At 37.4% G+C, this 15364-nt stretch carries 15 protein-coding genes; 9 read left to right on the top strand and 6 right to left on the bottom strand.

Translation table 11 applies throughout. The annotated features are described in order from the left end of the window. Positions 1-9: 9 nt before the first annotated feature. The gene (locus tag HWV02_RS10010; RefSeq protein ID WP_211679518.1) at positions 10-651 is read left to right on the top strand and encodes a TetR/AcrR family transcriptional regulator; all 642 of its coding nucleotides are present in this window, start codon (positions 10-12) and stop codon (positions 649-651) included. A 368-nt stretch (positions 652-1019) separates the two neighbouring features. Further along, positions 1020-2228 carry a hypothetical protein gene (locus tag HWV02_RS10005; protein WP_211690371.1) on the top strand — a complete coding sequence of 403 codons (1209 nt, stop codon included), beginning with the start codon at positions 1020-1022 and terminating at the stop codon, positions 2226-2228. Positions 2229-2301: 73 nt separating this feature from the next. Here HWV02_RS10005 and HWV02_RS10000 read toward each other — a convergent pair whose 3' ends face one another. Beyond that, on the bottom strand, positions 2302-2469 hold the full coding sequence (locus tag HWV02_RS10000) for a hypothetical protein (RefSeq protein WP_211690370.1): 168 nt from the start codon (positions 2467-2469) through the stop codon (positions 2302-2304). 348 nt (positions 2470-2817) lie between these two features. On the opposite strand from HWV02_RS10000, the gene HWV02_RS09995 reads away from it, so the two are divergent. From HWV02_RS09995 to HWV02_RS09980, 4 genes are all read left to right on the top strand, one after another. After that, positions 2818-3366 (top strand): ECF-type riboflavin transporter substrate-binding protein, encoded by a 549-nt coding sequence (locus HWV02_RS09995; protein WP_211679515.1) that lies wholly within the window; start codon positions 2818-2820, stop codon positions 3364-3366. Positions 3367-3372: 6 nt separating this feature from the next. Continuing rightward, the gene (locus HWV02_RS09990) at positions 3373-5067 is read left to right on the top strand and encodes an ABC transporter ATP-binding protein (RefSeq protein WP_211690369.1); all 1695 of its coding nucleotides are present in this window, start codon (positions 3373-3375) and stop codon (positions 5065-5067) included. A 29-nt stretch (positions 5068-5096) separates the two neighbouring features. After that, positions 5097-5987, top strand: a complete 891-nt coding sequence (locus tag HWV02_RS09985; protein ID WP_255550644.1) for an energy-coupling factor transporter transmembrane protein EcfT — start codon at positions 5097-5099, stop codon at positions 5985-5987. Positions 5988-6218: 231 nt separating this feature from the next. Continuing rightward, positions 6219-7046 (top strand): 4'-phosphopantetheinyl transferase superfamily protein, encoded by an 828-nt coding sequence (locus tag HWV02_RS09980; protein ID WP_255550643.1) that lies wholly within the window; start codon positions 6219-6221, stop codon positions 7044-7046. Here the strand turns inward: HWV02_RS09980 and HWV02_RS09975 are convergent. Next, the gene (locus HWV02_RS09975) at positions 7043-7783 is read right to left on the bottom strand and encodes a carbon-nitrogen hydrolase family protein (protein WP_211690367.1); all 741 of its coding nucleotides are present in this window, start codon (positions 7781-7783) and stop codon (positions 7043-7045) included. The genes HWV02_RS09980 and HWV02_RS09975 overlap by 4 nt on opposite strands. Before the next feature lie 23 nt (positions 7784-7806). Continuing rightward, a complete protein-coding gene (locus HWV02_RS09970) occupies positions 7807-8043 on the bottom strand; it encodes a DUF6500 family protein (RefSeq protein WP_211690366.1) in 237 nt (78 codons plus the stop codon). Positions 8044-8622: 579 nt separating this feature from the next. Here HWV02_RS09970 and HWV02_RS09965 point away from each other — a divergent pair. Then, a complete protein-coding gene (locus HWV02_RS09965; protein ID WP_211690559.1) occupies positions 8623-10164 on the top strand; it encodes a wax ester/triacylglycerol synthase family O-acyltransferase in 1542 nt (513 codons plus the stop codon). Between the two features lie 79 nt (positions 10165-10243). Here HWV02_RS09965 and HWV02_RS09960 read toward each other — a convergent pair whose 3' ends face one another. Beyond that, positions 10244-10480, bottom strand: coding sequence for a TIGR02647 family protein (locus HWV02_RS09960; protein WP_211690365.1), 237 nt, complete (start codon positions 10478-10480; stop codon positions 10244-10246). Positions 10481-10664: 184 nt separating this feature from the next. Further along, on the bottom strand, positions 10665-11294 hold the full coding sequence (locus tag HWV02_RS09955) for a GDSL-type esterase/lipase family protein (protein ID WP_211679509.1): 630 nt from the start codon (positions 11292-11294) through the stop codon (positions 10665-10667). A 196-nt stretch (positions 11295-11490) separates the two neighbouring features. Between HWV02_RS09955 and HWV02_RS09950 the strand changes: the two genes are divergently transcribed. Beyond that, on the top strand, positions 11491-12774 hold the full coding sequence (locus HWV02_RS09950; protein WP_211690364.1) for a lipopolysaccharide biosynthesis protein: 1284 nt from the start codon (positions 11491-11493) through the stop codon (positions 12772-12774). A gap of 41 nt (positions 12775-12815) precedes the next feature. Here HWV02_RS09950 and HWV02_RS09945 read toward each other — a convergent pair whose 3' ends face one another. Further along, a complete protein-coding gene (locus HWV02_RS09945) occupies positions 12816-13358 on the bottom strand; it encodes a hydrolase (protein ID WP_211690363.1) in 543 nt (180 codons plus the stop codon). Positions 13359-13778: 420 nt separating this feature from the next. On the opposite strand from HWV02_RS09945, the gene HWV02_RS09940 reads away from it, so the two are divergent. Beyond that, on the top strand, positions 13779-15359 hold the full coding sequence (locus HWV02_RS09940; RefSeq protein ID WP_211690362.1) for a PAS domain-containing methyl-accepting chemotaxis protein: 1581 nt from the start codon (positions 13779-13781) through the stop codon (positions 15357-15359). The last annotated feature ends 5 nt before the right edge of the window (positions 15360-15364 follow it).

The raw sequence follows: 15364 nt of genomic DNA, 5'->3' as shown, positions 1-15364 counted from the left end.
GAAAAAGTGATGAAAACACGCGATAGGATATTACAGTGTAGTTTAGAAATGTTCAGCCAATACGGACACGTCAAAGTGTCCACGGTTGAAATTGCCAACGCTTTAGAGATCAGCCCTGGTAATTTATATTATCATTTCAATGGCAAGGAACAATTACTCACCGAGTTGTTCTACGAATATGAAGCAGCAATCAATAAACTTATGTCATTTTATGAAGATGATGTACAAGCATTTGAAGATTACTGGGCATACTTAAATGTGTACGTCGGTTTGATTCAACAATACTCCTTCTTCTATCGTGATATGAAAGTTATTTTTGATGAAAACAAATTGCTAAAACGACGATTTATGCGTTTAGTTCATAACCATCACAGCTTTTTCTTAAAAATGCTTGTGTCATTAAATGAGAGCAGTGAAATAAAAATGACAGAAGCACAGCAAAGTTCGATGGCTGATACGATCTGTTTAATTGCGACGAACTCATTAGATACGCAGTTAGCTGAAGAAGATTACGATCTTCAAGAAATTACACAGCGTATCGTATTGCGTATTATCATGTTAGTTGAACCTTATTTTTCTCACGAATCTAAAGAAAAATATTTATACGAAGTTGAGCAAAACCCTGTTGAAGCAACAAGTTTGTTTAGCTAAGTAGCGAACCTTACAAGACCAGCTTAAATAAAAACCTAGTGATGATTAATTCACTAGGTTTTTTAGTATAAGCATTATTTATCTGCGAGATAAATCTCTCACCAAGTATCCATAATTTACAACATTTTTTATTAAAGACACCAATCAGTTACTTTCACGCAAATAACACCGCAAATAACTATATAAAATCATCATCAAAATCTTATACACTACAACCATCTTAAACGACATAACCACATGATTTAAATGGATTTGAGTTCATTGTCACAACTCTTGTTTATTGCTATTGTATATGAGTATTAGAGTAAAAACTCTCTTTGGTGCTGTTTGCTGTCAAACTAATGAATTCATTCAACAAGGACATTTCAATGAAAAATTCGATAATTAAAACCAGTTTATTAGTAGCAGCCCTATCTTTAAGTGGTTGCGATGTCACTTTCATTGCACCTGATTGGGTTAAATTTTACGACAACAGTAAAACGGAAGAAACAACAGTAGAATGGTTGTCTGCACAAGCGATCGATAGTGCCGGTAATATAATCCAAGCTGGAGAGACGATTAGAACAGGCAGTGATCGAGTTCAAAACATGCTATTAGTAAAATACGGTACATCTGGTAACACACTATGGACGGTTGAGCATGATGTGACTCACGGATTATCACGCAGTGATGAAAATATAACGGCGATGGTTGTCGATGATGAAGACAACATCTATATCACTGCAACAGCCTATCTACAAAACAATGCCCAAGGACCTCGCGCATCACTGCTCGCTAAGTTTTCTACCGATGGAAGCTTAATTTGGGAACAAATAATCAGTAATGAATATGACGTTCGAGATCTTGAGCTTAAAAATAACAAACTTTATGTAACAGGGCTTAATACTCAGATCTTTAATACTGACGGTGAACAACAATTAAACATCGAACATTTAGACCAACAGGCTTGGGATATTGAACTCGATACAAATAATAATATGTATGTTTCTGGCCGTAAAGGCGTGAGTAAGTACAATGCATTAGGCCAATTAGAATGGACACAACCACAAACTGAAGACACATTTGCAGAAGCTGCAACCACTGTTTTAGCTGACGGTTCTATTATTTCGATCATCATGACTAAAGATCGCGATCTACAAATTCAATCAATTGATACTAACGGTCAACTATTGTGGCGTAATAACGTATATGGTAACCAGGACAGTTATGCGCTACCTGGCCCTGTTATTCTCCAAAAGAATGCACAAGATGAATTATTTATCGCGTTTTCAGATGCCTCAAATAGAGATCTCATTAAGATGCAAGCGAACGGCGATATTATTTGGCATGTGAGCAATCAACAAGGGGAAATTAGTGCAATTAACCTTGACGATAACGGGGGAATATTTGTTGTTGGTAATGGCAATAATGAAAAATATACTAACGATGGAGTATTAATAGCGGTTGCGAATACCGGATACGAAGTGCAGCAACGCACAGGTAATATTGTTCGTAAAGGTAACGACGTTTATGTTGGTTATAGTACTTTCATTAATAATAATTTTGATTTCTATCTTGCTAAATACACTGATAGATAACACCTAAAGAATCTTGTCGTCGATAAATAGTCAGGGATGGTTTCAAATACTGAGCCATCTCTGAAAATAGATCTTATTCAATCTTTGACATCTTAGCTACTGCGACTAATAAAATCGCCATAACGACAAACATAAGCCCAACATCGAACCAACGTTCATTCACTAAATCATTGACAAAAATAAAGCCAAAAACAATACCGACACCTTGAAAACATGTATACAAAGACTGTTTATCTTCCATTATACTATCCTACATATACCTCATCTAATCTTACAAATTCATCATAAACGGAATTCATTCAGAATTAGAGTCATACATCGTTATTACCTTCTATTATAGTCGAGGAATAGTAATTGTATGGCTTTAAAAAATGTAAAACGACATAAATAGGCTCTATTGCCATCACCTCATATACTTTAAAATCAGTTCTATAACCCATGCTTACTTTTCACATCCGCCGTATATCTACACAATAAACGATTAAAATGTTAAATAATTGAGAAAAACAACAATTATTTCCTTAATAGTCTGTATTCCTGTACAATTCGCACCTTTAATTTTTCGTATTAATTTATCCCAAGGCTTATTATGAATCTTTCAGCTAAAACGGTTGTTGTGATTGCAATTGGTGCTGCTTTATACGGCATCGGCGGACTACCTATGTTTGGTATACCAGTGTTTGCAAACACTACGCTTAAACCTGCGATGGCAGTGCTTGCTCTCTTCTCGGTATTATTTGGTCCATTTGTTGGTTTCTTAGTAGGATTTATAGGTCATTGGGTTACTGATTTATTCTCTGGCTGGGGTGTTTGGTTAACGTGGGTATTAGGCTCGGGTATTGTGGGCCTTATCATCGGATTATTCCCTAAACTGACAAAAGGTCGTTTAGAAAAAGGGCAATTCTCGATGAAAGATATGGCACTCTTTGTTGTACTTGCCTTAGTCGGTAATACCGTCGGTTATGGCGTATCAGCACTACTCGATAGCATTCTTTACGCAGAACCGTTCAGTAAAGTCATGACGCAATTAACGATCATTGCAGCAGGCAATACGATATTAATTGGTATTGTTGGCTACATTCTACTGACTGCGTTTGCAAAGCGTAAAAAACAAAGCCGTAATCTGACCGAGGATTAATCAAAAATGACTATCGAATTTTCTGACTTCTCTTTTAAATATGCTTCGCAGGAAAAAGCGACACTAAAAGGCATAAATCTAAGGATAGAGAAAGGAGAGAAAATCGTCATTATTGGTCCAAGTGGTAGTGGTAAATCAACCCTTGGGCAATGCTTAAACGGTCTGATTCCGCATGCGATAAAAGGTGACTTGTCTGGTACCTTAACCATCAATGGTACGCAGGTATCAGGGTTACGTATGCAGGATTATAGCGAGGCAGTGGGCACTGTATTACAAGATACCGACAGCCAGTTTGTCGGTTTGAGCATTGGTGAAGATATTGCATTTTCGCTTGAAAACAACATGATTTCTCAAGCGGAGATGTTGTCTATCGTGCAGAAAACCGCCGCGATGGTTGATCTTGATGAGTTACTTGATCATTCACCGTATGCATTATCAGGTGGTCAAAAACAGCGTGTATCATTAGCGGGTATTTTAATTGATGATACAGACATTTTGTTATTCGACGAACCCCTTGCTAGCCTTGACCCAAAAACAGGTAAAGCCACTATCGAAATTATCGATCAGCTGCATCGAGATACTGGCAAAACCGTTATCATTATTGAGCATCGTCTCGAAGATGTACTACACCGCCATGTCGATCGCGTGATCTTAATGGAACAAGGCAAAATCATTGCCGATATGTCTCCGGACGAAATAATTGTTTCGCCGTTACTACAGGTTCATGGTATTCGTGAACCTCTCTATATCTCGGCATTAAAAGCAGCAAACTGCCCTATTCTAACGACTAATAATCCAGCTTATATTGAAAAGATGGATCTGAAACAATATCAAACGCCATTAACCAATTGGTTTCATGCGCAAGCCCCTATTGTTCACCCCCATATAAACGATACATTAATTGAAATCAATGATTTAACCTATTCTTATACTGGCGAAAAGAATGCCCTTGAAGGTATTTCGTTTAGCATTAATCGTGGTGAATTCGTTTCTATTTTAGGTAAGAACGGCTCGGGTAAATCAACCATCACCAAACTGATTATGGGCGTTATCGCACCAGATACCGGTAGTATTAAGCTTAATGGTGAAAATATTGCTGACTTATCTATCTTTGAGCGGGCTCAAAAGATTGGCGTTGTGATGCAAAATCCAAATCACATGATCTCTAATCATATGATTTTTGACGAAGTGGCGTTTGGTCTACGTAACCGTGGTCATGACGAAGCATTTGTTGAAGAAAAAGTATTATACGTACTGGGTTTATGCGGCTTAATTAAATACCGTCACTGGCCAATTGAAGCACTTAGCTATGGTCAGAAAAAACGCGTAACCATTGCCTCTATCTTAGCATTAGAACCTGAATTACTTATTTTAGACGAACCAACCGCAGGACAAGATCATCGTAACTACACATCGATGCTGTCATTTATTAAGACACTAAACAAAACGCTGGGTATTACTGTTCTTATCATCTCTCACGATATGCACTTAGTGTTAGAATACACCACGCGTTCGATTGTTATTGCAGAAAGCAAATTAATTGCCAATGCCCCGGTTTCTCAAGTGTTCAGCGACCCTGCGCTACTTGACCGTGCAAACTTAAAAGTAACGAGCCTGTATACCCTTGCAAATGCTGTTGGTATCAAAAATACAGATAGTTTTATGCAGCAATTTATCAAATCTGAAGTGACGCCTTCATAATGACGCGCAACACAAATAATAAAAACAATATGAATAAAAACACGATTAAGAATACTTTTCCTAACAACAAAAGTAACATCAATAAAACTAAAAAAATCGATTTTGGTATTAACTATGTAAATACCAATTCAGCCCTACATCGGCTTAATGGTGTCACTAAGTTCGTCTTGTTTTTAGCTTGGGTAACAGTGGTGTTAACAACCTTTGATTTACGCCTTATTCTCGCGCTAATCATTACAGGTTGTACCTTGCTTAAATTAACTAAGGTGCCTTTTCCGGTTTACAAACCTTTGCTCATTGCCACGGCAAGTGTGCTCACTATGAACGCATTGTTTATGTTCTTATTAGCACCACAGCAAGGCGTTGAATATATAGGTTCAAGTACCGTTTTGTTGTCGCTCTGGGGAAATTACTCCCTGACACAAGAAACCTTGTATTACCTGCTGACGGTAACGCTGAAGTATTTCAGTATGTTCCCAATTGCGTTGGTATTTGTCTTTACTACACATCCGACTGAGTTTGCTGCAAGTTTAAACCGCCTTGGTGTACCGTATAAAATTGCCTATGCAGTAAGCTTAACATTACGCTATTTACCTGATGTGAAGAATGATTTTGTTAACATCATGCATGCACAGCAGGCACGTGGCGTGGATTTATCAAAGAATGTATCTGTACTGTCGCGTATTAAAAATGTGGCCAAGATCTTAGGGCCATTAATTTTCTCAAGCCTAGATCGCGCAGACGAGATTTCGAATGCAATGACACTACGTGGCTTTGGTCATAATAAAATGCGTACGTGGTACAGCTTAAAACCAATGTCTAAACAAGATTACATTGTGATGGGGTTAATTACCTTGGTAGTAACGTTAGCGATTATCAAACGTGTTATGGCAACAGAATTGTTCTGGTATCCATTCTAACGGTACTTTTTCTAGGTACTTTTTATAAACGAATACGAGCTAAAAGCTGTTGATGGCTTTTAGCTCTATTCTCTCTATCTTCCCTGTACTCATGCCTTAATGCATCCACCAATACGAAAAATATTGCCAACATTGGGAGTAGCACAAAATCAAGGTTGATTTATGTTCATTATATATATCATGATAAGATAACTAAATTAGTTCACACCTCGTCACTCAATGGAATAAATAGTGCTTTCAACAGATCAACTAACATTAGATACGAATGAAATTCACCTGTGGTCAGTAGACCCGAAAAGAATCCAACAACCTGAATTATTACGTGCTTATAGTCGCCTGTTAGCACCAGAAGAAACGACAAAACAGCAACGATTTCGTTTTGAAAAAGATCGCCACAGTGCATTAATAACCCGCGCTTTTGTCCGTGATTTGTTATCACGTTATGCTGATGTGCCACCCGCAGACTGGAAATTTGTCAAAGGTGAAAAAGATAAGCCCGAGATTGTTAACCCACCCCTGCCATTACGTTTTAATATCAGCCACACCGACAATATGATCATTTGCGCGGTAATGCTTAATGACGATATTGGTTGTGATGTAGAAAATACCAGCCGAACAAGTGATGTATTAAGTATTGCGAAGCACTCATTCTCTCAAGTTGAGGTCGAGGATTTACTCACCCAACCAATAGCGCAGCAAGCGAGTCGTTTTTTTGATTATTGGACATTAAAAGAATCTTACATCAAAGCGTGGGGGTTAGGTTTGTCGATCCCGTTGAAAGAATTTAGTTTCAGCCTGCCGGAAAACTACCAGGAGAAAAACATCAGCTGTATTGAAAACATTAAATTAAGCTTTGCAGCTCACCGTATTGACGATGCGAATACCTGGCGCAGTTGGTTGTTTTATCCCAACAACATTCACCGCGTCGCACTGTCAGTTCGCGCGACTTATAACAATCAAGATACAGATTATAAAATGCGTTTTTTTAATTCAATACCACTCATTAAAACGACTGAAACGACAAGCTTTAGCCCTGATGTGAACACTATGATGGATTAAAGGTTAATGACTTGGCCTATCCAGTCGTTATCCTTCCGTTCAGCAATGACAAGTGCATTTTGAGTTTCATCAGCACAAATGAGTTGACCTGACTTTGTCCAAATCGCACTCTTGCCTACTGGATCCCAATTACCGGTAGGTCTATTATGATTAGCCATTGCTACGAGCATATTGAACTCCCGAGCATAGCTGCTCATCAACTGAGTATCGGCGTCATAACCCCCCGCCGTGATTAACACACTCGCCATATATACATCAGCACCGAGTTCTGCACACCCTTTAGCATGTTCAATATGATTAGTATCAGCACAAATAGCATTAGCGACCGTTATATTACTCAGTTGAAAGCTATGTCGCTTATCGCCAACTGAAAAATACGTCTCTTCACCGGAGTGTAAATTCATTTTGGCGTAGCTTTCTACTCGTCCTGTTGGATAAATAATAGCTAAACCAATATGTGGCAGTCCTGTCGTTAACAGCGGTAGACCAACCCCTATTGTTATCTTGTTTAGTTTTGCAATATCAATGAGTGGTTGAAGGCGCTTATCGTCAACAGTAAAAGCAAGATTGGAGGCACATTCAGGCAGGTAACCTGTCAGTGATAACTCAGGAAAAACAATATATGAAACACCTACAGATGCAGCTTTTTCAATAGCATTCATATGAACAGCTATATTTTCCGCTACATTACCGTCAACCGAAGCGATTTGCGCAACAGCCACTTTTATATTTTTCATTAATCTTCCTTTAGAGGTTAAAACTAAGTATTACAGCTAACGCTATACTCCGATTCCACCAGCGCTTTTATTTTCACCGCTTTCTCAAAGTGATCCAATTTATGCGTCATGATCCACCATTGTGCAGCTTCCATTAATAACGCTGGTTCATCATTCTTATTCGCGAAGAACGCATAAAATGAGAGGCCAACATTCGTCCCTTTTTTTTCTATTTTATTTTCACAAACGGCGATTATTTTATTTCTTAATATTTCTCTCATATACCCTAGTGATATCCATAAATAATGAAATAAACAATACCACATCTGTTTAATAATAATCCCAGCTTACTACTCAAAGGGGTTAAAAACGTCACTATCTCAATAAATTATAAATATTTATACAATTGATTAATACTTCAATTTTTTAGTTCTTTAATAAATAATCAAAGAATTTACATCATTTTATCAAAATCCTTCAATAGCATTAAAATCTAGCCATCAACAAAGTTACCGATAACAATGTAATCGTCAACGAATATATATAGTTCATTATGCCAATCAACCTTCAGCAATAACAAAAAAACTGCTACAAACATTCAATCATGAATCTAAAAAACACATTAAAACATTAACAATCAAAAAGTTAAAAACAATTAAAGTACTATAATAAATCGTGAAAATATTTCATTTGCGTAAATTTATGTCACAATGATGTATCTCTTTGTGAGTACTCATGTACTATACATATAACTTTAACATCCGTGACAGCAAGTCATAACATCACAATGTGATGATATGTGCGGTACGACTTAATCGGGCGCAATCTATCAATTACATTAGGAACATTAGAAAATGACTATGCAAGCACTCTCGTTAGTTGATATGGGATTTTTATACACAGAAACGGTGACTAGCCCAAAACACGTAGCAGGATTACAAATATTCTCAACACCAGAAAATTACCCAGGCAACTTTAGTCGAGACCTATTCGATAACTTAATGTCTCAGCAAGAGATTAAAAAACCATTTAACCAAAAACTAAAAAAACAAATCACGGGTCAATATTTCTGGCAAAAAGATAACGACATCGATCTGTCATATCATGTACGTTTCGCGATGCTGCCACAACCTGGTAATGAAGATCAGTTACTCAGTTTTGTTGAGCACCAACATGAAACATTACTCGATCGTAGTCGTCCATTATGGGAAATGATTTTAATTGACGGCTTAACAGATAACAAATTTGCGATCTACGTTAAAGTGCACCATGCATTCACTGATGGTGCTAAAGCAAATCAACTAATCATGGCTTATTTGAGCAAAAATCCAGAATCACCAATGACCGCCTTTTGGGCTATTGATCACCCACAAAAAGCAAGAACAGAAAAAAGTGCATTGTCACTGCTATCTGATACTTCGAAACTTGTAACCAGCCATGTGAAATCAATTCCATCATTAACTAAACTCACCACAAAACTACTTTTTCAAGCTGCAAGTATGTACAAAGCAGATATGCCGACACCTTTTATGGCACCTAAAACACTATTTTCAGTTAGTCCAAAACGTGCACGTCGTGCGGCAATGACATCACTGTCACTCTCACGAGTTAAAACACTTGGCCGCATAACTGGTGCCACAATTAATGATGTTGTTGTGACTGTTTGTGATATGGCTATCCATAACTACCTAAAAACACGTAACGTAGTACTTAAAAAACCATTAGTAGCGCAAATGCCAATTAGTTTACGTGATGCTTCAGACAAGGTGTCTAACAACCAAGTAGCGATTAGTTTAGTCGAGTTAGCTTATGCCGGTGAGTATCCACTTGAACGTTTGATGACAGTCAAAGAGTCATGCGTCAGATTGAAAAATGAAACGAGACTATTAACCAAAGAAGCATTAACGAGTTACACATTAGCAAGCCAAGGCCTAGCCGCTGCGAGTGAACTATTGCACTTGGATACAATATTACCGCCAATGGGCAATGTACTCATATCTAATGTGCCAGGACCAAGCACACCGTTATATATGAAGGGTGCTAAAATGGATAAGTGCTTTCCAATTTCAGTACTACCACCGGGCATGTCTCTGAACATTACGCTATATAGCTACAACGGCTCTATTCATGTTGGTCTTGTTGCTTGTCGCTCTGCGTTACCTGACTTAACAGAACTCGCTACCTACATCGATGATGCTTTTACAGTACTTGAAAATGAAGTGCTAGTCAGTGCCATTGAGACGGTGTCAGATCATATCTATTTATTATCATCGTCACAACATAGTGACGATATAAAAAAAGAAAGCGTTGAAATTATTAGTAATATGGTCAACAACACATCGATACTAAGCCCTCGACCGGACGTTGATATTGAAGACTCTCGATTATGTGAAACAGCTTAGATCAGTAGGAAAATAGAAAAATTGCAGTTAGTAACCTATATAACAGCGGCTAACTGCTTTAGATAATAGCATTATTGATTTAGCTTAAAGGTGCTAAAACTCGGTGTAGATGATCTGCTATTTCAATACCGCTATCGGTTAAATACCCACCGTCGTCTCGTGTAATAAGCCCTTTTTCAAAAAGTGATTTCGCAGCACTAATAACAGAGGGGCCAGCTTCACTATGAACCTTAATACCTTCTAAATAAGATTTTGTTGGGAATTTAGCCAGTAATTTCATTTCTTCAAACAGTGTATCAGAATAATTGTTAGTCATAATTGCTCGCTTTCTTAAATAGGAGAAGTTTCATCTTAGGAGCTTCAAATAATATTGCAAAATTAATAATAGAGTTAATAGGGGTAGATCAAAAAAAAACTAAGAAAACGAACACTCAAGGGCCAATAGGTCAGTATTTATGCACCAATGTGTATTACATAAACACTTTATGCCTGTTTAATGCTTAAATATTGAGATTAGATAACAACGACGAGCTTATTACTTGATATAGCAACTCATGTCCCGCGTTATTTGGGTGTAATCCATCGGCCGCTAAATAGGTTTCTTTACGATCATTGAATGGCGTGTAAACATCAATCAAATCGACACTATACTTCACCGACAAAACCAACAATGCTTGGTTATAACGACAAATGGTTTCATCATGGCGAATACGGTTATTTATATTCGGAATACCATCAAGCAGGGCTGAAATTGGCGTGACATTAATCAGAACAACATTAGCTCCCTTCTCAATTGAAAACTCAATACAGCAGCGTAAGTTGTCAATATACGTTTCAATATCAACAAGGTAGTTACCGTCTTGCTTAGCAAGATCATTAGCGCCATACCCAAACAGCACGGTATCCTGTTTATCTACGGCTTGTCGGGTCAAAAACTCATGTTGAAAACGTTGGATTAAACCATTTGTCGTTTCACCACTAATGCCCATGTTAAAGACACTTACCTTATCTTTACCCGTTTCCATAAATTGTTTAATTAAACGCGTTTTAATTCGGTCTGCCCAACCACCATACACAGCATCACTTTCGCCACGTGTAATACTATCACCAAAACAAATTATACTCGCCATATACCCTAGCTCCGAAAATATTCATAAATAAACTATTGAAAGTAAACTACTACATATCTCAAAAAGTTAACAGCATAACCTAGCCTGTAGTCAATGCACGACCAAAATGCAATTGCGAATGATTTTCAATTGCGATACAATCATTAGCTACCGTCACTTCCGAGTGCTTATATAAATTAATTCGCGAATAGCTGCCATGGAAAATACATCATTAAACCGCGTTAAAAAAGCTTTTACCCAAGGCATTTGGGTTACATTAATTAGCATTGCTATCGGCTTTAGCTTTAAGGTTTGGCTGGCACACTGGATCCCAAAAGATGACCTAGCCCTCTTTCATAGTGTCGTTGATATCATTTCTTTATCGCTAATATTAATGACTGGATTTCGCTCATCCATGGTAGTGACTTATTCACAAACTCAAAATGACCGCGATATTATTAACATCTTCCGATATAGTTTAATCACCATGGTATTGATCACTTGGGGTTTGGTTATTCCTTATATTAAACATCAACTGCATATTGAAGTAAGTTATTACCAGTTGGTTGGTATCATATTTGGCATGGGGTTAAAAGTATATTTCACCAATCTTATTGCTATGTATCGACTATATAATATTTCCAATAAGGTAGTATGGCTGGAGCCCCTAACCAATGTGATCATGTTCTTCACTTGTTATTATCTACTTGGCCTAGACGCCCTTATTTCCCTCTTTTCAGGATTAACCTTATCATCACTCGCGATTGTTGTTTATATGTTTAAACATCGTCGTAAGGATATTTCTACACGCCCATTATCGAGTGTACATCTTAATCCCAAGTTACTCAGCTTTGTAAAAAAGAGTTTTACCGCATCTTTAGAAGCGGGCGCAAGTATTTTAATGATATACATAACCGTACTGCTCACCATTCGTCATTTTAGTATTGACGAACTCGGTGATTTCCAAGTTGTTGTACGACCGGTATTTACCTATCTAACATTACTGTTTGTTTTTCCTATTTATCGTTTTGTATTACCCGAATTAGCGGTTTGTGTGCGCAATGGTGACCATCAACAAATTAAGCTTATTCGTAATTGGATATTTAAGATATCAGCCCTTATAAGTAGCAGCTTTTTCGCGATTATGCTGCTGTTTGGCAATACGTTAGTTTTAACAATTTTCCCAGCAGAATATGACGGTGCTATCCCTGTCCTATTGCATTTTTCGATGTTTTTCATCTTCCTTATGCTTAATGCTTATCAACTATGCTACATAAAAGCACATGGCCGTTTCATGCACAGTCTGTGTATTCGCATCAGTGGTATCGTCACTTTGGTCGTTTCGTTCGAGCTATTCAATCAGTTTACTGACAATGTAGTAGCCATTATTGTGGCACTTTGTTGTGGTTACTTGATGATGTTCATTCTATCCAGTGTTGTTGAACGACAAATACTGAAAAGTTATAACATCACGATTTACCGCCAGCCAAGTCTCAACTAAACACCCGTAACCAACACGGTAACCGCCCTATTACGCTATGTTTATTTAACTAATTTACTGATCTCTTTAAAGATTGGGTTTTTAGCATTCTTTGTCAGTTCAAATAGAATTGATTCATACGTTGTTGGTATAACACCCGCCTGAATTAATCGTTCAATCGCCATTTTAGAATCCAATTTAGAGCGAGAGCTCACACAGTCTGTTACAAGAACAGGCTGTAACCCCTCAGCAAGTAAATCTAAACACGTTTGTAATACGCAAACATGCGTCTCTATTCCTGCAACAATTACCACTTTTTTATCCGTATTTTTAATCGCTGCCAACGTATCTTCATTACCACAGCACGAAAAGGATGTTTTTTCGAAATGAGGTGCCGATTCAACTGATGTTTGTAACGCAGGAATGGTATCACCGAGACCTTTCTTATACTGCTCATTAATAATCAAAGGCACATTATTAAGCTGTAACCCTTTAATTAACGTAACTAGATTTTTTTCCACAGTTTCTTTATTTTTCATGTGTGGAAAAAGCCTTTCCTGAACATCAACTAAACAAAATACGGTATCTTGTACATTGATTCTCATATTATTCCCCTCAATAATTTTTAAGTGTTTCCATTCAAATATCATTTAAAGAATAAAAGCTCCTGTCGTTAAAGTCGAGCTACGTCATTTTAAAACAATGGGTATCTCACTAGATTTTTTATATCTGCGATCTGCAGACTAAGCTAATGTAAATACCAAAACGTCCGCAACAAGAAACTCAGATTGTAAAAATAGACAAACGAAGAATTTAATATCCTGAATATGAAATTCAACATCAAATAAATTAAATAAATCAGCGATAAATAATTGATAATAAAATAAAAATAAAAATAAATTATATTACCCTACAAATACGCAACTAAGATGCCCAATTAAATGCTATCTTGATTCTTTACCTTATATTACACAAGCTTACATTGACTTACACTAGGTTACACTGGATGTAGTATGGAGAGAACGATGGCAGTATCAGTAGTAGCAACAACAAAGCAGTACAACAATGAAGTCGATTACTCAGAATCAGTAAACCTTATTTCAACAACTGATCCGCACAGTAACATCACGCACACAAATCAACATTTTGCTGATGTTGCTGGCTACACAGCGGATGAGATGTACAAGCAACCGCATAATTTAGTACGTCATCCAGATATGCCAAAACAAGCCTTTGAACAACTATGGCAATATATCGGCACAGGCAAAAGCTGGATGGGATTAGTAAAAAACAGCTGTAAAAATGGTAATCATTACTGGGTATCCGCTTTTGTCACACCAATTAAAGACGCACAAGATAAAGTAATAGAATATCAATCAGTTCGCAGTAAACCTGATCGGGAATCAGTAAACAGAGCGTCAAAACTTTATCAAGCAATGCAAAAAGGTAAGGTACCCTCACTTTTTGACCTACGTTGGAAACAAAATACAATGTTGCTTGGCCTCGCAGGTCTCAGTTTGTTGCTTTTAGCTGCACAATTATTTAATTCAGGTATCACATTGTTAACGACAGCGACAGTAGCAGCTGTCTTATGCTCATTTTTAATAATGTGGTACACACAAATCAGAATTAAACATTTAACTAAACTAGCTAAGGATGCATACGATAACCCGTTAATGGAATATGTTTATACGGGTAAGAAAGATGACTTTTCAACAATAGAATTAGCCTTAAAAATGCGTCAAGCAGAGCTACGAGCTATTGTCGGTAGAGTAAGTGAAACATCGACAGATATTCTAAAATCAGCTGAAAATGAGCTTAGCCAAACCCAGCGAATACAGACAAACCTGCGCCAACAAACTGAGGCGACAGAACAGGTCAGTGTTGCGATGGAACAAATGTCATTATCTGTTCGTAATATATCAGAAAGTGCCGTACAAGCATCATCATTGACTTCTGAAGCACAGGAGATGTCAACTGAAGGGCAGCAAAGTGTTGAAACAACGATCAATTCAGTTCATTCATTACACCAAGAATTAGATAATTCAAAGCGAGTCATCAATGTGTTATCAGAAGACTGCCTACAAATAGAAACGATTCTAGATGTTATTGGTGCTATCGCAGATCAAACCAACTTATTAGCCCTAAACGCTGCGATTGAAGCAGCACGTGCAGGTGATCAAGGTCGTGGTTTTGCAGTCGTTGCAGATGAAGTGCGTTCCTTAGCTAAAAAAACGCAGGAATCAACAGGTGAGATCCAGCAAATGATAAGGAAACTACAGCAATCAGCTAATCAAGCGGTTAATTCCGTTGATCATGGCGTAGAACTATCACGCCAATGTAACAATCAAGCCGCTGAAACTGGTGAACATTTGGCTAAAATTAATAATAAACTAAGATTAGTCACAGATAGCAGTCACCAGATAGCTTCCGCTGTAGAAGAACAAGCGAGTGTTAGTGATGAGATTTCACGTAATGTTGAGCATATTGGTCAACTAAGTGCAGCAACTTCAATAACCAGTAATGAATCTGTTCAAAGTACTCATGAGTTAGTTAATAGATTAGAAGCAATGCAACGCTTAATTAGTCAATTTCAAAAATACTAAAAAAA

The sequence above is a fragment of the Moritella sp. 28 genome (genome assembly GCF_018219435.1).
GTDB lineage: Bacteria > Pseudomonadota > Gammaproteobacteria > Enterobacterales > Moritellaceae > Moritella.
This window is presented reverse-complemented; position numbering and strand designations above follow the sequence as displayed.

Coding starts and splice junctions, on each gene's coding strand:
- HWV02_RS10010 (WP_211679518.1), top strand. CDS start 10: ATGAAAACACGCGATAGGATATTACAGTGTAGTTTAGAAATGTTCAGC.
- HWV02_RS10005 (WP_211690371.1), top strand. CDS start 1,020: ATGAAAAATTCGATAATTAAAACCAGTTTATTAGTAGCAGCCCTATCT.
- HWV02_RS10000 (WP_211690370.1), bottom strand. CDS start 2,469: ATGGAAGATAAACAGTCTTTGTATACATGTTTTCAAGGTGTCGGTATT.
- HWV02_RS09995 (WP_211679515.1), top strand. CDS start 2,818: ATGAATCTTTCAGCTAAAACGGTTGTTGTGATTGCAATTGGTGCTGCT.
- HWV02_RS09990 (WP_211690369.1), top strand. CDS start 3,373: ATGACTATCGAATTTTCTGACTTCTCTTTTAAATATGCTTCGCAGGAA.
- HWV02_RS09985 (WP_255550644.1), top strand. CDS start 5,097: ATGAATAAAAACACGATTAAGAATACTTTTCCTAACAACAAAAGTAAC.
- HWV02_RS09975 (WP_211690367.1), bottom strand. CDS start 7,783: ATGAAAAATATAAAAGTGGCTGTTGCGCAAATCGCTTCGGTTGACGGT.
- HWV02_RS09970 (WP_211690366.1), bottom strand. CDS start 8,043: ATGAGAGAAATATTAAGAAATAAAATAATCGCCGTTTGTGAAAATAAA.
- HWV02_RS09965 (WP_211690559.1), top strand. CDS start 8,623: ATGCAAGCACTCTCGTTAGTTGATATGGGATTTTTATACACAGAAACG.
- HWV02_RS09960 (WP_211690365.1), bottom strand. CDS start 10,480: ATGACTAACAATTATTCTGATACACTGTTTGAAGAAATGAAATTACTG.
- HWV02_RS09955 (WP_211679509.1), bottom strand. CDS start 11,294: ATGGCGAGTATAATTTGTTTTGGTGATAGTATTACACGTGGCGAAAGT.
- HWV02_RS09950 (WP_211690364.1), top strand. CDS start 11,491: ATGGAAAATACATCATTAAACCGCGTTAAAAAAGCTTTTACCCAAGGC.
- HWV02_RS09945 (WP_211690363.1), bottom strand. CDS start 13,358: ATGAGAATCAATGTACAAGATACCGTATTTTGTTTAGTTGATGTTCAG.
- HWV02_RS09940 (WP_211690362.1), top strand. CDS start 13,779: ATGGCAGTATCAGTAGTAGCAACAACAAAGCAGTACAACAATGAAGTC.